Below are 18,556 nucleotides of genomic sequence, written 5' to 3' on the forward strand. Positions count from 1 at the left end.
ATATTCAACAAAAAAGACGGTCAAATGACCGTCTTTTTTGTTGCTCAATATTATTTTTTTGCTAATGCTTTTTCAATATCTGCTTCTAAGGCATCTGGTTTAGTCGTAGGAGCATAACGCCCTAAAACTTCGCCATTACGCCCAACAAGAAACTTGGTAAAGTTCCATTTGATATTGCGACTACCTAAGATGCCTTTCGCTTCACGCGTTAGAAATCGAAAAATAACATGTGCTTCAGGACCTTTTACATCGACCTTTGCAAACATTGGAAAACTTACACCATAATTTCTTTGACAGAATGCGCCAATTTCTTTATTCGTGCCGGGATCCTGACCACCAAATTGGTTACAAGGGAACCCTAAAACTTCTAAGCCTTGAGCTTTATATTTTTCATGCAACTTTTCAAGTCCTGCAAATTGTGGTGTAAAACCACACTTACTTGCAGTATTTACAATCAGCATGACCTTGCCTTTATAATCAGCGAGCGCTTTTGTTTCTCCCTCTAACAATTCAGCTTCAAACTGATAAATGTTACTCATGGATAGGTTTCCTCGTCATTCTTTTCTTCTGTTTTAAGTTGTAATGATGCCGAATTCACGCAATAACGCAGTCCTGTCGGCTGTGGGCCATCCTCAAACACATGACCCAAATGTGCATCGCAATCATGGCAGACAATTTCCGTTCTGACCATACCATGCGATAAATCTTCATGTTCTTCTATTGCAACACCATCAATTGGTCTATAAAAACTTGGCCATCCACAACCGCTATCGTATTTCGTTTCAGATGAAAAGAGTTCTGCACCACAACATCGGCAGACATAAATACCATGCTGTTTGTTATTCCAATATTGCCCTGTAAATGCTGGTTCTGTGCCTTTCTGACGAGTAATGCGATATTCTTCTGGTGATAGTTCTCTTTGCCATTCCCGGTCTGTTTTATTGACTTTTCCCATAACCTACACCTTTTATTCTGATGTTAAAAATATCTCGATGATCAGGTTTTATATTTACGCCATTCATAACAAAAACTCTAGTCTCATAACGTACAATTTAGTGAAATTTAAGCATTAATTTTTTAATAGCAAAAAGAAAGCAATTTAAAATTTAAAGGTAAGCAAATTTTAACAAAACTATCTTCCTCGTAAGCAAAGATAGTGTTATTCTTGTTTGGCACGGTTGTATAGGACAAAAAATGTCTCAGAAAAAAAGTGTGGTTTTTCAAAAACTCTTACCAACAATTAAACAATATCAACAATCAGGTTTTACCTATGAAAAAATTGTTGAATTACTTAGAGATCAACATGATCTAGATTTGGTAAGTGTCGAAACCTTTAAAAGTTATTTATACCGATATGCAAAAGTGAATCCAGCTATGTCTAAAAATACTGTTACACCCCACTCTGCTCAATCAAGTCGTGAAATTAAGAAATCATCGAAACTTGAGCATGTTTGTTACGACATTCGTGGACCAGTATTACGCGCCGCCAATGAAATGGAGGAGCAAGGACACAAAATCATTAAGCTTAATATCGGCAACCCTGCACCTTTTGGTTTTGAAGCTCCACAAGAAATTATCAATGATGTTGCATTAAACCTACCGAATGCGATTGGTTATACAGACTCCAAAGGGATTTTCCCTGCACGTAAAGCCATTTGCCAGTATTATCAGCAAAAAGGCGTTTTTGATATGCACGTTAATGATGTGTATGTTGGAAATGGCGTGTCAGAACTGATTGTGATGGCAATGCAAGGTTTATTGAACGACGGCGATGAAATGCTCGTTCCTATGCCTGACTATCCATTATGGACGGCAGCAGTCAATCTGTCTGGTGGTAAAGCTGTTCATTATAAATGTGATGAAGAAAACTATTGGTATCCTGATCTTGCGGATATGGAAAGCAAAATCACAGCAAATACGCGTGGTATTGTTATTATCAATCCAAACAATCCAACAGGTTCTGTTTACCCTCGTCATGTATTGGAGCAAATTGTTGCTTTAGCTAAAAAGCATGACTTAATTTTGTTTGCAGATGAAATCTACGACAAAATCGTTTATGACGGCATTGAGCATGTTGCAGTTGCCGCTTTAGCTGGCGATCAACTTTGCATTTCATTTAATGGTTTATCCAAAGCCTATCGTATTGCTGGTTATCGTGCAGGTTGGATGGCGATCACAGGTGATAAATCACGTGCTGCAGACTATATTGAAGGTTTAGACATGCTTGCTTCAATGCGTTTGTGTGCGAATCATCAAGCACAATATGCAATCCAAACTGCACTTGGTGGTTATCAGTCTATCAATGATTTAATTCGTCCAGGCGGTCGTCTGTATGAACAACGTAATATTGCGTGGGAAATGTTAAATGAGATTCCTGGTGTAAGTTGTGTTAAGCCTGATGGTGCAATGTACTGTTTCCCAAAACTTGATCCTGAGATTTATCCAGTTGAAGATGATGAAAAACTGATGTTAGATCTATTAAAAGCTGAAAAAGTTTTATTGGTTCAAGGCACAGGTTTTAATTGGCCAACACCAGATCATTTCCGTGTGGTGTTCTTACCTGCTGAAAATGAGCTACGTGAAGCAATTAATCGTTTAAGCCGTTTCTTGGCGAAAATGCGTTAAGCAAAATTGGCAATAAAAAAGGAAGCAAATCGCTTCCTTTTTTAAATGAATACTAAAAATCCCACAAAACCAATTCACGGTCTATATGGAATAAATATTTTATGATCTTTACTGTATATCTATTAATGTATAGCACATAAATAATAAAAACATCCAGATTGAAAAAATAGAATACCTCCGCTTAAACTCTTTTGGTTTACAAAACAAGAAGATGAATAATCTTGTAATCAGATATGATATTAAAAAAATTGGAATCCATACCATATAACTTCTATAGTGAATAACCACAGGAAAAAACGCAAAAAAACTAAATGCTATAAATACATTTGAAATAGATACCACGTCGTCAGTATATCCATAGTAATATCTACCATTAATTTTTTTAGGGCCTATTTCCACCAATTTAAGAAAATTTTTCAATCTATTTATTTTATTTTTATCCATTACACTTTTATCTAATCCTCAAATTTCTATCACTGTATAGGAATTCCCTTTGGATGATCTAATATAGAATTATCTATTACAGAAATAAGTTTATCATCTTTAGAAAAGATAAGCATCACCGATAATTCATCGACAACCAGCTTGTTCATCTTATTGGGTTGGCGAGAAAAAATATAACTCATAATTAAGTGATGAGATGAAGATTTAAGACTCTTATTTGGTGCTATAAAATATGTATCAGGTTGATAACCTATTTTTTTAACAACTGTAGAGCTACTGTCTCCAGATCTTAAAGTTGATATTTTTTCTATAACTTTCTTCATTTTTATCGTATTTATAGGAATTATAGTATCGTCAATATTCTGAGTTGCTGATAAAGGATATGAAGTAGCAAAAAAATCTTTTTTTAAGTCTATTCCATAACAAAAAGAACTTACCAAACATAGAAGTAAAATTTCTATAAAAATTAACATTAAAACTCATCTCCTCCATTTAGCTTAAGATGCAATATTAATATAGGTGAAAAATAAAAAAATCTAGCAACTTATTATTCTAGCAATTTTATTTTCATCTATATAAAAACAAGACATAGCAGAAAATGGGCCTAGTGTCATTGACACACTATATAGAAGTAACTTAATTCGTATTCCACTGTGAAAAATTAATACTCTAATTTAAAATAAAACTACTTTTCAATTAAATACTCACTTAACTTAATACAATTACCTTTTTTATCAAAGACAAGAACTGCTCCACCACCACCAAATGCAAATAGCTCTCTAAATACTCCTAATGTATGACCATAGATAACTATTTTTGAACCACTCTCAGTGATTGTTAGTCTTCTTTGCCTATTATAGATATCTTTACCCAATTTATTGTAAATAATATCATAAGAGGTATTTTTTAGATGACGTTTATCCTGATAAATAAAACAGCTTTCATATGAATTGTTATTTTTACCATGTAAATCTTTATCAAAATATAGCCATTTTTCATCATAAAAAAACTCTATAAAAATTAGGACGAAAAGAATTATTAGAGATAGAAACCATCTAATTATTTTTGATGAAGCCACCATAAAAAAGCTCCTTTTATCTGTAGAAAGGTTAAATTGATAATCCGATAAGAACACCCATTCCTTAATATAGTAAAGCCGTTTAATTATTCATACAGCTACTAAAAAAGAAACGAGATAATTAATCAACTGAATCAACCAACCACTTTTTACGATTGCATTTAACCCATGACGACATCTTTTCTAGTTGATGATGTGCCTATCAAATAAGCCGATGATTCGTATTATAGAAATATCGGCTTAAGCTAGATTAGGGTTTTTATAATATTTTCCAAGATTAAAACTCGAGATCAACTCTACTCAGTTTTTTGTAGTTCATCCCACTGCGCTTCATACTCTTTCGACTTCTTTAAATTCTTAGCTAAGCCAAAACCGCCATTTTCATATAAACGCGCCAAATCCAACAATGCTTCATTTTCACCCTGCTCTACCGCAAGCGCATAATATTCTGCAGCTTTTTTATAATTTTTTTCAACGCCCTTACCTTCCTCATAAACATAAGCAATATTAGACGTACCTAAGCCATTTTCAGCTTTAGAGGCTAACGTAAACAGACGTAAAGCTTCTTTGTAATCTTGCTTTAAGCCTGCTTTGCCTTCTAAATAGAAAATACCAAGATTGTTAATTGCTGAAGATTCATCTTGCTTTACAGCTAACTGATAGTAATGTAATGCTTTTTTAAGGTCCTGAGCGACTTCATCATTCCCATCACTATATAAATGACCTAATTCAGCTTGTGCAAGATCCAATCCCGCATCAGCAGATTTGGTCATCCATTCCAAGCCCTTTTTAGTATTAATACTAACGCCGTCATCACCATAGAGGTATAAAAAACCTAAATAATACTGAGCGTATAATTGCCCTTTTTGTGCCGCCTGTGTATACCACTTTAACGCTGTGGGATTATCTTCTTCAGTCCCTTCGCCATAGTCATACATATACCCTACGGAAAAAAGTGCATCAGCATTTCCCTTTGCAGCCGCCTTTTTGAACCACTCTAATGCTTTACCAAAATCTTGATCGACATCATTTCCATAATAATAAGCATCTCCAAGATTATTTTGGGCAATCACATCACCGCTTTTTGCTTGTTGAACGAGTTCTTGGCTAAAAGATACATCCTCAGCTTGAGCTAAAGAAATTGCGCTCATACTTAATAATATTGAAAATACGATATTCTTTAATTTCATTCTTGAACCTGCTTTGGTACATTTTTATGCAGATACATTCTAGCGGCTAAACAACTTAAGTAAATGTATATTTATATTTCCATATAAATCAAAAGTTAATTTTTATTAATTTATAAAAAGCACAGAACAAATAGACAGTTTGCCAAAATATTAAGCATGCCATTTTCGGTTTGCATGCTAAACTATGCATTGCTTTGAAAAAGGATAGTCCTTCTATGCGGTTTGTTCATCTCGGTATCCATACAGAATTTTCGATTACGGAATCGATTGTTCGCATACCTGATTTGGTCAAAGCTGCTGTTAAAGATGACATGCCTGCGCTTGCATTAACAGACTTATCCAACTTGCATGCTGCGGTGAAATTTTATGAAGCTTGTTTAAAAAAAGGCATTAAACCTATTTTAGGCAGTGTCATTCGACTGAATGACGCAGAGCACCGCGCAACCTTATTAGCTATGAGCAGTAAAGGTTGGCGAAATCTAACCGAAATCGTATCTCGGGGCTTTATTGAAGGACAACAACTTAGTATCCCATGCGTACAAAAAGAATGGATACTTGAACAATCAGAAGATTTAATTGTATTGCTTGGACAGCATAGTGATGTCGGCAAAATGCTTTGTTCATCCAATCCACAAAAAGCAGAACCTTTATTAGAAGCATGGATTGAAAAGTTTGGTAATCGTGTTTATTTAGCATTAACACGTACTGAACGTGTTGGTGAAGAAGATTTTATTCAACAAGCCGTTAAACTCGCTGCTAAATATCAAATTGGTGTCGTTGCACATAATGATGTTCACTTTGTTGAACAAGATGATTTTGAAGCACATGAAGCACGTGTGTGTATTGCCGATGGTTATGTACTTGGTGATGATAAACGTCCTAAGAATTATAGCTCTGAACAGTATTTTAAAACTGATGAGCAAATGTCTGAACTATTTTCAGACATCCCAAGTGCAATTGAAAATACTTATCAGATTGCCAAACGTTGTAATGTTGCCTTACAACTCGGGACTTATTTCTTACCTGATTTCCCGATCCCAGATGGTTATACCATCGACACCTATTTCGAACATTTATCTCGCACAGGTTTAGAGGAACGCTTAAATCACCTTTACCCTATTGCTGAACGTGATGAAGATTGGGCTGAAATTCGTAAACCTTATGATGATCGTATCAAGTACGAAGTTGATATTATTTTAAAAATGGGTTTTCCAGGTTACTTCCTGATTGTCATGGACTTTATTCAATGGGCCAAAAATAATGGTGTACCTGTAGGTCCTGGTCGTGGTTCGGGTGCTGGTTCATTAGTTGCCTACAGTTTAAAAATTACTGATCTTGATCCATTACGTTATGATTTGCTTTTCGAACGTTTCTTAAACCCTGAACGTGTTTCGATGCCCGATTTTGATGTCGATTTCTGTATTGCGGGTCGTGACCGAGTGATCGAATATGTCGCACAAAACTATGGTCGTGAAGCCGTTTCACAGATTGCGACTTTTGGTACGATGGCTGCAAAAGGCGCAATCCGCGATGTTGCACGAGTTCTAGGCAAATCTTATGGTCTGGCTGATCGTATTTCAAAAATGATTCCAACCAAGCCGCTTGGTGTTGATCTAGTCACTGCGATTGACATGGAACCACAGCTTAAAGATATCGTGACCAACCCATCAAACCCTGATAATGATGATGCTGCTGAAATTTGGGAAATGGCACTTAAGCTCGAAGGCATTACACGAAACACAGGGAAACACGCAGGCGGTGTAGTCATTGCACCCGGAAAAATTACCGATTATTCAGCGGTACTGTGTGAAGCAGATGGAACAAGTCGTGTTGCTCAATACGATAAAGATGATGTTGAAGCTGCAGGTCTGGTTAAATTTGACTTCTTAGGTTTGCGTAACCTCACAGTTATTGAAGATGCCGTTCAAAATATTAATAAAAGAATCAAATCTGAAATTCCTCTCGAAATTGCAAATGTTCCATTAGATGACAAGGACGCTTATTTAGTCTTTGCGGACGCAAATACAACTGCGGTGTTCCAGTTTGAATCCGTCGGCATGAAAAAAATGCTCAAGGAAGCAAGACCGAGTAAATTTGAAGAAATTATTGCCTTCGTTTCTTTATACCGCCCTGGTCCAATGGATCTAATTCCAGACTTTATCCATCGTATGCATGGTGGTGAGTTCGAATATCTACATCCATTGCTTGAAGGTGTATTGGAACCTACCTATGGGATTATGGTTTACCAAGAACAGGTGATGCAGGCTGCACAGTTCTGCGCAGGCTATACGCTTGGTGGTGCAGATTTACTTCGCCGTGCCATGGGTAAAAAGAAACCTGAAGAAATGGTTAAACAGCGCCAAATCTTTATTGAAGGTGCTGCAAAAAAAGAGATTGATGAAGCAACAGCAAACCATATCTTCGACTATATGGAAAAGTTCGCAGGTTATGGATTTAACAAATCACATGCCGCAGCCTATGCCCTTGTTGCCTATCACACTGCATGGCTAAAAGCACATTATCCATCAGAATTTATGGCAGCGGTTTTATCATCAGAAATGCAGAATACTGACAGTATCGTATTCTTAATTGATGACTGCCGTAATAATAAATTAGAAGTGCTACCGCCTTCCGTAAATATGTCTTTGTATCATTTTCATGCCAGTGATGAGAAAACCATTGTTTATGGTCTCGGTGCAATTAAAGGTGTCGGCGAACAAGCGATGCAATCTGTCATCGACTCACGCATCAATGAAGGTCCATACAAAGATTTATTCGATTTCTGTCATCGAATCGACCTGAAAAAAATCAACAAACGTACCTTAGAAGCTTTAATTCGTGCGGGTGCGTTGGATTGTTTAGGTATTGAACGCTCAAGCTTAATGGCTCAATTGCCTGAAGCTGTTCAAGCGGCTGAACAAGCACGAAGTAACCGCGAAACAGGCATAATGGATTTATTTGGTGAAGTTGAAGAAGTTCAACGCAAACCTGCTAAACCTGTGAAACCGTGGTCAGACGAAGTTCGCCTTAAAGGTGAAAAAGATACGCTTGGATTGTATCTCACTGGTCATCCGATTGATGTTTATCGTCCAGAATTAAAATCGTTTATTCCAGCAAAATTAAATGAACTAACACCTACTCGTCGTGGTGTCACGACCGTCTTTGCTGGTTTAGTCGTTGATATTGCCAACTTCCCGAACCGTATCATGATTACACTAGATGATGGCACTGCTCGTGTTGAAATCAGCTGCAATCATGAACGTTTCCAACGTTATAAAGAAATCGTTCGTCTAGAACATGTAATTGTTATCGAAGGCGAAATCTACGAACGTGAAGGCTTTGATCGCCCAATGGCGCGTTTAAGTAAAGCATTTAATTTAAATGAAATCCGCCAAAAGCGTGCCCAAAGTATTCAAATTCGTCTTCCTCAAGATTTAATGACCAAATCTTTAGCCAAAGATTTACAGGCAATTTTATTACCTTATTGCAATGTCGATATGTGTCAGCATATTGCTTTACAAATCCAACTTGAACAAAGCTTTGCGACAGCAGAGTTGCATCTAGGCCCTCAATGGAAAGTCGCACCTTTAGATGAATTGCTAGGCAAGCTACGTGATTATTTTGGTAAGGACGCGATTTTTATTGAATATCAAGTGAAGTCAAAAGCTGCAAAAGTAGCAGAAGCGCCTAAAGTAACCACAGTTGCACCACCACCTGAAAACATGTCTATGGATGAAGCGCTTGATCTGTATCAAGCTGAAATCTCTCAATACTCTTAATTTTGGATGATATATGAATCTGTTTGACTCAAATAACGTGTCCAAACACTTGGATCATGTGCGTATTGTTATGGTCAATACCACCCTACCAGCCAATATTGGTAGTGCCTTACGCGCAATGAAAACGATGGGTTTATCTCAACTCGTTTTAGTTGCTCCTAAAACCTATCCACACCCAGATATTGATGCTTTAGCAGCGGGTGCGCAAGATTTAATTGAAAAAATTGAGATCGTTGATACTTTAGAGCAAGCTATTCAAGACTGTCATCTCGTGTTTGGAACTAGCGCACGTAGCCGTACCATTCCATGGCCGTTACTAGACGTACGTCCTGCAGCAAAAGAAGCGTTACAAGCTGCAACTCAACAACAAAATATCGCTATTGTTTTTGGTCGTGAAGACCGTGGTCTCACCAATGAAGAACTTGCTTTAGCCAATTATCACTTAACCATCCCAGTTAATCCTGAGTATGGTGTTTTAAATGTCGCACAAGCGATTCAAGTCATCTGTTATGAATTGAGAATGGCTGCACTCGAGCAAAATACGCAACAGATGACTGTTGCAGATGATCACATGCAACTTAAACAACAACAGAGCATGGAATGGGATGAACCATTAGTAACACAAAAACAGATGGAAGAATTCTATCCTCACCTAGAAAAAATGCTGACTGAAATCGAATTTTTAGATCCAAATAATCCTCGTTTACTTCCATTACGCTTGCGTCGCCTGTTCGGAAGGATACAATTAGATCGTATGGAATATCATTTATTGCGCGGAATTTTCAGCCGCGTGCAGGCTTTAGCCAAAGGCTCATGGAAACAAACCAATTCGGAGGATCATGCCAATGATTAAACAGCTTAAAGAAGATATCGAGGCTGTATTTGCACGTGATCCTGCTGCTCGAAATACACTCGAAGTTCTAACCACCTATCCAGGTATTCATGCTTTGATCATGCATCGTATGGCACATGAGCTTTGGAAAAAAGAGTACAAAGGTACAGCACGTTTACTCTCGTCATTTAGCCGCTTTGCAACAGGAATTGAAATCCATCCTGGCGCAAAAATTGGTAAACGCTTTTTTATCGATCATGGTATGGGCGTTGTGATTGGTGAAACAGCCGAAATTGGTGATGATGTCACGCTTTATCATGGTGTAACCCTAGGTGGTACAACATGGAATAAAGGAAAACGTCACCCGACACTCGAGGATGGGGTCGTCGTTGGGGCTGGAGCAAAGATTTTAGGACCATTTACCGTACATAAAGGTGCTAAAGTTGGCTCAAATGCTGTCATCACCAAAGAAGTTCCTGAAGGTGTGACGGCTGTCGGCAACCCTGCACGCTATATATTTAAAGACAAGAATCAGATTGAACCAGATGAAGTAAGTCGTCGTGATTATGCTGAAAGTATTGGTTTCCAACCCTATGCAACCACGCAAGACCAATCTGATCCAATCTTAGAAGGGATTCGAGTTTTATTAGATCGTATGCAAAAAAATGAAAAGCGTATGAATATCTTATGTCAGCGACTGTCAGAATTAGATCCGACTTTTAAACCACAAACTTCAAAAAATCAGCCATTAAGTAAAGAAGAACTTAAAATTATTGAAGAAGTTAGACGTGAGTGTGAAGCTCAGAACAAAACTTCTTCGATCTAATCCAATTTATAAAAAATGTAACAAGCTTCTCATTGCAAGTTGGTTTTGCTTTTCCTAGACTGGTAAAACCAACGATCTACTTCTCATTTAACTAAAATTAATGGATGTAAAGCATGAATTTTAAGCCTTTGGCACTTCTTGTACTTTCAACTTCTTTTTTAACGGCCTGTGGTCTTGCACCTGTAAAAAAAGAAAAAGCTGCTGAACCTTTTGTGTTCAAAGAACCTGATCCAACTCCCCCATTTTATGCTTTAAATCCAGTTAAATATGATGCTCCGCCAAGCTTTGAAGTTGCAATTAAAGATGCATCGGCTCAACCTGTAACAAAAATGGTTGTTTCACTTCAAGGTGACCCATCAAAATCAACCACCCTTGAGGTGAATAAATTAATCGTCCCTACGACTGATCAAAAGCAACGTAATATGAAATATGCGGTGCTTGCTGGTGATAATGAAGTAGATGTCACTGAAATTGATGATTTTCTTCAATTGGTTGAAGGTAAAGCGCGCCACTACCCACCACGTTTTACGGAACGCCAAGAACGTAAAGGTTATGAGGCAAAACTTCGTGAAATTACGCAGAAACTCGATGCTTTAGCAGAAAAGCCAAATGCTTCTCTGGATGTACTGACTCGTGCATTTAAAGCAAGCGTTATGGCACGTAATATGGACTTAGGTACAGCCTATACAACCAAATCACTCAACTACGCACAGCGTATTCTTGCGATTAGCCCAAATGATCCTGAAACTAATTTCTGGTTTGGTTTTGGTCTATCTGAAGGTGGCGGTCAACGTGAAGCGATTCCATATCTAGATAAAGCGATTAAAGGCGGTGTACAAGAAGCTTATCTTTCTGCTGCAAATAACTATTTATGGTTAGAGCAAAAGAAAAATGCGATTCAAACACTCAAAAATTATAAAATTAATTATCCTGATGAAGCCGAAGTTGCAGATCAACTGATCAAAGAAGTTGAATCTGGAAAACGCTGGAATGTTTGGCAAGTCCTAAATTAAAGATTTGTGGTTTTGTAAAAATAGACTGTTCAGAACAGTCTATTTTTTTAAGTTGATTGAAAAAACATCTTTTTTTCGTATTATAGCTAGAATCTTCCAGCTAAATTTGCTCTTTGATAATGCAAGCATCTAATTCAAAAAAATATCTATTTGCCTTCACGCTGTTATCAACTATTGCTTTAAATGGCTGTCAGGTCGTTAGCCTTAAGCAACAAGCGGTTGATGTCACCATAGCCAATGAACGTAATAGCATACTAACTCAGAAAAAGTTAAGTGAAGCGAGCCTGAACGTCTTATCGATGTCAGGTAAAGAAGCAAAAATTTGTATGCAATCCCCGAATGAATGCATTGCAGATTTACATAAAATTCCTCAGATTCAAGACGAACAATTATTGTCGACAGCCAGTGAACTATATCTTGCTAAAGCCATGTCACTGTCGGACTCATCAGAATGTAAAATCAGTAAATTGTCTAAACACAAACCTGCTGATGAACAAAAATTAATTCAGCAAAATTATGAAAATTGTTTAGATCAGAAGCTTGAAGCTTTGGATAAAAGTATTCGCTATAGTTATGCGTATTTATTCAAAACATCACGTCAGCCACAAGAACGACTTTTTGATAACCGCCAAGTACAAATCCGAGATTTCTACAATCAGGCACTTACTCAATTGGTGAATGGTCATAGTTTAAGGAATCCATCGACCAATCTTACCCCAACGATTAAAATTGGAAAAAGTACTTATACAATTGATATTCAAGCATATCAACGCCTACAAAATATGAAACTGGAAAAATTTATTTCTAGTTACAACATGAATTTTTCTGGATTAAGAGCGATTAACCGCCGTGATGGTTTCGGTTCTGATTTTGTCGCAGTTTTTCCATCGACCGACTCATCATCACAAGAAAATAAATACATTCTTAATCCTTTAACTCATGATTATCCTAAAGGGATAAATCCTAATATTCACAAAGCACGCTATTTAGCAGCCACAATTATTGCTCAACCTAAAAAATCGAATGCAACGATAGAAGATGTTTTAACAAATCCAAATTTTGAAATTAAGGTTTATGATCCTTATAGCGTTGAGAAAGTAGAGATTGCCGGTAAACCATATTCATTAGCAGCAAATTTTTCTGCACCCTATGGTTTATGGCTAGCAGAAAACAATTTAGGTGCGGCTGCGTATTTGACCTTAATTGACCGCGATCAGCATTTGGCAATGCCGCATCTCTATATGCTGGAACCCTATAACCCGAATAAGAAAATCATTGTATTAGTACATGGTCTGGCAAGTAGCCCTGAAGCATGGATTGCGGTAACTAATGACATTATGGGTGATGCAATATTAAGAGAACATTATCAAGTTTGGCAAATTTTTTACTCTACCAATATGCCAATTTTAGAAAGCCGTTTTCAAATTTATGCTTTATTAAAACAAGCATTTGGTTCGCTTAATCCCAAAGATGCGGCGGCTCAAGATGCCGTTTTAATTGGGCATAGTATGGGTGGAATTATTAGTCGACTTTTGGTGAGTGATGCAGATATTTCTAAACAAGCTTTAGAATTGATGAATAATCGCCAACAAACACGTCTAAGAAAACACCCTGTCATTGGTGAAAGACTCAAAATGAAACCAATTGAAAATTTTGATCGAGCTATTTTTCTCGCGGCACCACATCGAGGGACAGACTATGCAGACCGTTGGTTTACTCTAGCAGCAAGAAAAATTATTAAACTTCCTGCAACTTTCTTAACAACCCTTGCAGATACACTGACCAGTGATGATGTTGATTTAAAAGATTTTGTCAAAACACTGACGAATGATGTAATTCAAAATGGACCAAGTGATCTAAGTAAAAAATCTAAATTTATGGAACTGACAGCTAGTATCCCACCCGAAAAAGGCTTGGTTTTCCATTCAATTATGGGCAATATTACTAAAAGTGATGATCCGAATGTGATTACAGATGGTATCGTTCCATATAAGAGCGCACATTTAGATGGAGCCGTTTCCGAGAAAATTTTTACGGGTGGTCACTCTATTCAAGAAACGCCCGAAGCTGTGTTAGAACTTCGTCGCATCTTACGCCAACATTTAGTTGATCATGGTTTATATAAACAGAAGAACTAAAGACAATAAAAAGCCCCAAATCATTGGGGCTTTTTATTAGTTTACTTAAACACCAGAACGGATCATATAATCAAAAGCTGATAAAGACGCTTTTGCACCTTCACCTGTCGCAATAATGATTTGCTTGTACGGTACTGTGGTACAGTCACCCGCAGCAAATACACCTTTGACATTGGTTTCATTTCGATCATTGATCATGATCTCACCACGACTGCTGAGTTCAACCGCACTGTTCTTCAAGAAATCCGTGTTTGGCAATAAACCAATCTGCACAAAGATTCCTGCGAGTTCAACTGTATGTTCAACATCAGTCGCACGATCTTTGTATTTCAATGCCGTGACTTGTGAGCCATCTCCGACCACTTCAGTACTGAGCGCATTCAAAATCACAGTGGTATTCGGCAAGCTATTTAACTTGTCTTGCAACACTTGATCTGCACGAAGCTTAGTATCAAACTCAACCAACGTCACATGCTCAACAATTCCTGCAAGGTCAATCGCTGCTTCTACACCAGAGTTACCACCACCAATCACCGCAACACGTTTGCCTTTGAATAATGGGCCATCACAGTGTGGGCAATATGCAACACCACGGGTACGGTATTCTGCTTCACCCGGTACATTCATTTCTCTCCAACGTGCGCCTGTTGAAAGAATAATGGTTTTCGATTCAAGCTTAGCCCCATTTTCCAATTCAACTTCAACCAGACCATTGGCTGTCTGATCTGCACCTGTGATCTTGCTGACACGTTGCAAATTCATGATGTCCACACCGTACTCACGTACGTGTGCTTCCATATCTTGAGCAAACTTTGGACCTACGGTTTTTTGAATCGTGGTGAAGTTTTCAATGTCCATGGTATCCATGACCTGACCACCAAAACGTTCAGCCACGATACCTGTTTTAATACCTTTACGCGCTGCATAGATCGCCGCTGTACCACCTGCAGGACCACCACCAATCACCAATACATCAAAAGCATCTTTGGCATTGAGTGCTGCGGCATCTTTCTCAGCTGAGTTGGTATCTAGCTTCGCCACGATTTCTTCCAAAGTCATACGACCTTGTCCAATATGTTCATTGTCTTGAAATACCATCGGTACAGCTAAGATTTTGCGTTCTTCAACTTCTTCTTGGAAGAAACCACCATCAATCATGGTCGCAGTTGCATTCGGGTTATAGATTGCAATCAAGTTGAGTGCTTGAACCACATCTGGACAGTTATGGCAGCTCAATGAGACAAACACATCAAAGTTTGCTTTTAAGTTTAAGCTTTTGATCTGGTTCAATACTTCATCAGAGACTTTTGGTGCATAACCCGATACTTGTAATAAAGCCAAGATCAAAGAGGTAAACTCATGTCCCATCGGTAAGCCAGCAAAGAACACACGTGGTTGTTCACCTGCTTTAGCCACACCAAAACTCGGACGGCGAGCATTTGAACCGTCAAAACGCGCCGTAACTTGGTCAGAAAGTTCCGCAATTTCAGTCACGAGTTCTTTGATTTTTGCAGCTTTGTCTGATTCATCTAGAGCTGCAACTAACTCAATTGGACTTTCTAAACGTTCTAAGTAAGCTTTTAATTGCGTTTTAATATTTTGATCTAACATGTATTTCTCCAAATTCTAAGCAGTTCAAATCAGCTAAATTCATTCAATGAAGCTATAGTACGCAAAATATATAAATAGGTAAAACAGTATGTTTTTATAAATTTAATCGGATAAACCGAATTAAGATTTAAGAAACATCAAGCTTTTGATTAATGCGCATACGGCGATTTTTCAATTGTTTAGCGAGTACATATAAAATGGTGCTTAATGCAACAACCAACACAATCAAGCCCCATAAAATTACATTCACAATCTGAGAAATACGTTCGGCTTTTTGTGCACGCAGATCTAAGGGCTGCGTAATTGAAGTGATACTCTTACCATATAGTTGCTGCTGCATAACCCATAACTGTTCAGGCTTAAAATCATATTGTTTAAACTGAATCGGATTATTCTTCTCAGCGACAATCAATTGATTCACATAGACATTGGCAGTTTTACGATCGACAGGTTGATGCAACAAAGCCACTTGTGCCAACACATAGGCTTTTTCAGTCGATGAAATGTTGGCCTGCTGTAAATCTTGAGCAATTTGACTTTCAACAATATTATTTTGATAGCTCATCCATTGTTGATACGCCTGTTTGGTTTCATCTTTCCAATCGTATTGAATGTAGCTCAGACCAGACCAAAGTAAAATAAAGGCAATAATCCAAGCCAAAACTCGTTGTGTCCATGCTTGGACACGTTGCTGAAAAAACTTAAATTTCTTCATCCAACTGAGCAGTAAAAATGCCCCAATAAACGAAACCAAAATTTTTAGAAACAACCAACCAAACCATGATAATAAATTAAAAAAATAATCGACTGGTTGTTTAAATGGCACCAATTCTTGAACATGATAAGGCAAATCTAATGCCTGAACATGCGTGGAAAGATCAAAGAACCGATAGATAAATTCTTTTTGCAAAAATAACGATGCAACTGTAATAACGACCAATGTACAGGCTAAAACGAACCAGATCATTAAATGACGTTGACGTTTTTTTAATACATCTAAACGTTGGTCAATCGGTTGTACACTAAAATCGTTTATGGGTGACAATGATTTTTCCTTCAAAAATTAACAATATCAAGATTTGGGTGGTTGGCTATGCTCAAGCACTAAATGATTTAAATTCTCTTGCAAAGCACGTAAACGTGTTGTCGCTTCCGCACGCTTTTGCATCCCTTCTTTCTGAATCTGAATTACATCATTTACAGTTTTAATGAGGGTGTTTTGTACATGTTCAAGTGTTTCCACATCAATCACTGAACGTTGATTCGCTTTCGCAGTATCGACTGAATTTTGATGCAATAATTCAGCATTACGACGTAATAATTCATTCGTCGTGTCATCAATAGCCTTGGCAAGCTGGACACTATTCTTTTGCTCTTGTAATGAAATCGCTAGACTAATCTGATTTTTCCATGCAGGTAGCGTAATGTTCTTAATGGCATAGAACTTATCTACCAACATTAAATTATTCGACTGGATGATCCGAATCATCGGCAAAGTCTGCATTGCAGATTGTTGTAAAACCTGTAAATCACTGACTCTTTTCTCAAGATTATTCGCCAAATGATTAAGATCATAAATCTGTTGCGTCGTTTGTTGATCCTGCTCTTGTGATGTGAGCATTGAGATCTGTTGCTGAATATCCTGCTGTTTTAATTGCCCTGCAGCAATATAAACTCCAAGCTGTTTATACTCATCCTGTACCGCATCGAACATTTTATCTAACGTTCCAACCCGAGCTTTCAACCCCGATTGAGAACTTTCAATTTCTTTAACCAATACATCAATCTGCTCTTTGGTGGTATTAAAATGCTGATCAAAATTTTGTTTAGCACTTTTAAATTTACTCAGTAAACCGCCAAAAAACCCAGAGCTTTTTGATTTATTCAAAATACTTGAAGTATTCAATTGCTGTGCGACTTGCACTACCTCATTAAGTTTTTGTCCAGTCGTATCCAAATCTTTATTCTGAACCAGATTTAACAGCTCATCGGTATAAGTTGAAGTTTTACTGGCAATATTTTTGCCATATTCAGCCACCACTGTCGTGCTGATATCTGCCAGTTCTTTATGTGCATCCATTACTTCTGCAAGATCATGTGGTTGCAATCCTAAATCTTTTAAATTCAACTGCTCAAAACGTTGCTCAGGCTTCACTTCAAGCTCATGAGATAATTTGCTAAGTTCTGAATCTGACATCTTTTTTCCCTCTTATTTCTGTAATGATTTTTTCAAATTTTTAATTAAATCTTCTCGACTTTTATCAAGCTGATCAAGTGTATTTGTTGAAGTCGATGCTGTACTTTGTTTAACGTGATATTGCCATGCAGGAATCAAAATCTGTTGTGCTTCTTTAAATCGATCTAGCAAGCCAAAAGATAACTCTTGTGATAACTGCATTTGTTTCATCGCAATATCATTACTCGTTTGTAAGGTTTGTAAGGTATTTATTTTTTTCGAGAGCCGTTCAACAAAATGGTCAAGCTTTTGCTGTTGAGTAAATTGAGGATATTCTATTAAAAACTCATCAGCGGCACGGATATAAGCGGCCATATGTTCTCTTAAACCTAAAGCTTGCTGGAGTCTTGATTGAGATTTTTGGATTTCGATCTGTAATCGCTGGCTTAAATGATTTGCTTCATTGATTAAACGCTCAAGATCTTTGACAAACTTTACTTGACCAGCATCGTATTCAACATCTATACCTAACCATTTTTGCAACGCGTTAAAACGACGGCCACCTAAATGTTTTTTAGAAATTGAAAGTTGCTGAATAATCTGGGTAATCACTTCACTCAATTGCTGATTCAATCTAGGGTCAACACCATTCAGTAATACACTTTGAGCTTGAACTAAATGATCTGCATAATGATTCAAACGATGTGGATCATTTAGTAGAGGAAGTAAATCATTACGTTTAATCGCTAAAATATGTTCTTGATTTGATTCAATTTGCGATAAGGGTATGAAGTCGAACGATTGCGTCATATTAGCCGAGTATAGTAAGAACAAATAAATTTGA

The 18,556-nt window shown here is 37.4% G+C and carries 15 protein-coding genes; 6 read left to right on the forward strand and 9 right to left on the reverse strand.

What is annotated here, in order from left to right:
• Positions 1–50: 50 nt before the first annotated feature.
• Positions 51–539, reverse strand: a complete 489-nt coding sequence (locus tag AC0JIQ_RS09840) for a glutathione peroxidase (RefSeq protein ID WP_004661561.1) — start codon at positions 537–539, stop codon at positions 51–53.
• Positions 536–955, reverse strand: coding sequence for a peptide-methionine (R)-S-oxide reductase MsrB (msrB, locus tag AC0JIQ_RS09845; RefSeq protein ID WP_005215543.1), 420 nt, complete (start codon positions 953–955; stop codon positions 536–538). The genes AC0JIQ_RS09840 and msrB overlap by 4 nt, the downstream gene beginning before the upstream one ends.
• A gap of 239 nt (positions 956–1,194) precedes the next feature.
• Between msrB and AC0JIQ_RS09850 the strand changes: the two genes are divergently transcribed.
• Positions 1,195–2,625, forward strand: coding sequence for a pyridoxal phosphate-dependent aminotransferase (locus tag AC0JIQ_RS09850; protein WP_005215542.1), 1,431 nt, complete (start codon positions 1,195–1,197; stop codon positions 2,623–2,625).
• Positions 2,626–3,098: 473 nt separating this feature from the next.
• Here AC0JIQ_RS09850 and AC0JIQ_RS09855 read toward each other — a convergent pair whose 3' ends face one another.
• The 3 genes from AC0JIQ_RS09855 to AC0JIQ_RS09865 all read right to left on the reverse strand — a co-directional run bounded on the left by AC0JIQ_RS09855 (position 3,099) and on the right by AC0JIQ_RS09865 (position 5,337).
• On the reverse strand, positions 3,099–3,542 hold the full coding sequence (locus AC0JIQ_RS09855; RefSeq protein ID WP_474201540.1) for a hypothetical protein: 444 nt from the start codon (positions 3,540–3,542) through the stop codon (positions 3,099–3,101).
• 212 nt (positions 3,543–3,754) lie between these two features.
• Positions 3,755–4,150 carry a hypothetical protein gene (locus AC0JIQ_RS09860; protein WP_336942919.1) on the reverse strand — a complete coding sequence of 132 codons (396 nt, stop codon included), beginning with the start codon at positions 4,148–4,150 and terminating at the stop codon, positions 3,755–3,757.
• A 293-nt stretch (positions 4,151–4,443) separates the two neighbouring features.
• Positions 4,444–5,337, reverse strand: coding sequence for an SEL1-like repeat protein (locus AC0JIQ_RS09865; RefSeq protein ID WP_474201541.1), 894 nt, complete (start codon positions 5,335–5,337; stop codon positions 4,444–4,446).
• 215 nt (positions 5,338–5,552) lie between these two features.
• Here AC0JIQ_RS09865 and dnaE point away from each other — a divergent pair, with 215 nt between their 5' ends.
• The 5 genes from dnaE to AC0JIQ_RS09890 all read left to right on the forward strand — a co-directional run bounded on the left by dnaE (position 5,553) and on the right by AC0JIQ_RS09890 (position 13,925).
• The gene (gene dnaE / locus AC0JIQ_RS09870; protein ID WP_474201542.1) at positions 5,553–9,116 is read left to right on the forward strand and encodes a DNA polymerase III subunit alpha; all 3,564 of its coding nucleotides are present in this window, start codon (positions 5,553–5,555) and stop codon (positions 9,114–9,116) included.
• Positions 9,117–9,129: 13 nt separating this feature from the next.
• Complete coding sequence (locus AC0JIQ_RS09875; RefSeq protein WP_287691079.1) at positions 9,130–9,969, forward strand: RNA methyltransferase; 840 nt, start codon at positions 9,130–9,132, stop codon at positions 9,967–9,969.
• Positions 9,962–10,774 carry a serine O-acetyltransferase gene (gene cysE / locus AC0JIQ_RS09880; RefSeq protein WP_005215533.1) on the forward strand — a complete coding sequence of 271 codons (813 nt, stop codon included), beginning with the start codon at positions 9,962–9,964 and terminating at the stop codon, positions 10,772–10,774. Before AC0JIQ_RS09875 ends, cysE begins: the two co-directional genes overlap by 8 nt.
• Before the next feature lie 113 nt (positions 10,775–10,887).
• Positions 10,888–11,787 carry an ABUW_2363 family tetratricopeptide repeat lipoprotein gene (locus tag AC0JIQ_RS09885; RefSeq protein ID WP_050039563.1) on the forward strand — a complete coding sequence of 300 codons (900 nt, stop codon included), beginning with the start codon at positions 10,888–10,890 and terminating at the stop codon, positions 11,785–11,787.
• A 119-nt stretch (positions 11,788–11,906) separates the two neighbouring features.
• Complete coding sequence (locus tag AC0JIQ_RS09890) at positions 11,907–13,925, forward strand: esterase/lipase family protein (protein ID WP_474201543.1); 2,019 nt, start codon at positions 11,907–11,909, stop codon at positions 13,923–13,925.
• A gap of 45 nt (positions 13,926–13,970) precedes the next feature.
• On the opposite strand, the gene ahpF is transcribed toward AC0JIQ_RS09890, so the two are convergent.
• The 4 genes from ahpF to AC0JIQ_RS09910 form a co-directional block, all read right to left on the reverse strand.
• The gene (gene ahpF, locus AC0JIQ_RS09895; protein ID WP_474201544.1) at positions 13,971–15,536 is read right to left on the reverse strand and encodes an alkyl hydroperoxide reductase subunit F; all 1,566 of its coding nucleotides are present in this window, start codon (positions 15,534–15,536) and stop codon (positions 13,971–13,973) included.
• A 127-nt stretch (positions 15,537–15,663) separates the two neighbouring features.
• The gene (locus tag AC0JIQ_RS09900; RefSeq protein ID WP_474201545.1) at positions 15,664–16,581 is read right to left on the reverse strand and encodes a hypothetical protein; all 918 of its coding nucleotides are present in this window, start codon (positions 16,579–16,581) and stop codon (positions 15,664–15,666) included.
• Positions 16,582–16,608: 27 nt separating this feature from the next.
• Positions 16,609–17,733, reverse strand: a complete 1,125-nt coding sequence (locus AC0JIQ_RS09905) for a toxic anion resistance protein (RefSeq protein ID WP_474201546.1) — start codon at positions 17,731–17,733, stop codon at positions 16,609–16,611.
• Positions 17,734–17,745: 12 nt separating this feature from the next.
• Complete coding sequence (locus AC0JIQ_RS09910) at positions 17,746–18,522, reverse strand: tellurium resistance protein (RefSeq protein WP_474201547.1); 777 nt, start codon at positions 18,520–18,522, stop codon at positions 17,746–17,748.
• Positions 18,523–18,556 lie beyond the last annotated feature (34 nt).

It is taken from the genome of Acinetobacter sp. FB (assembly GCF_056033405.1).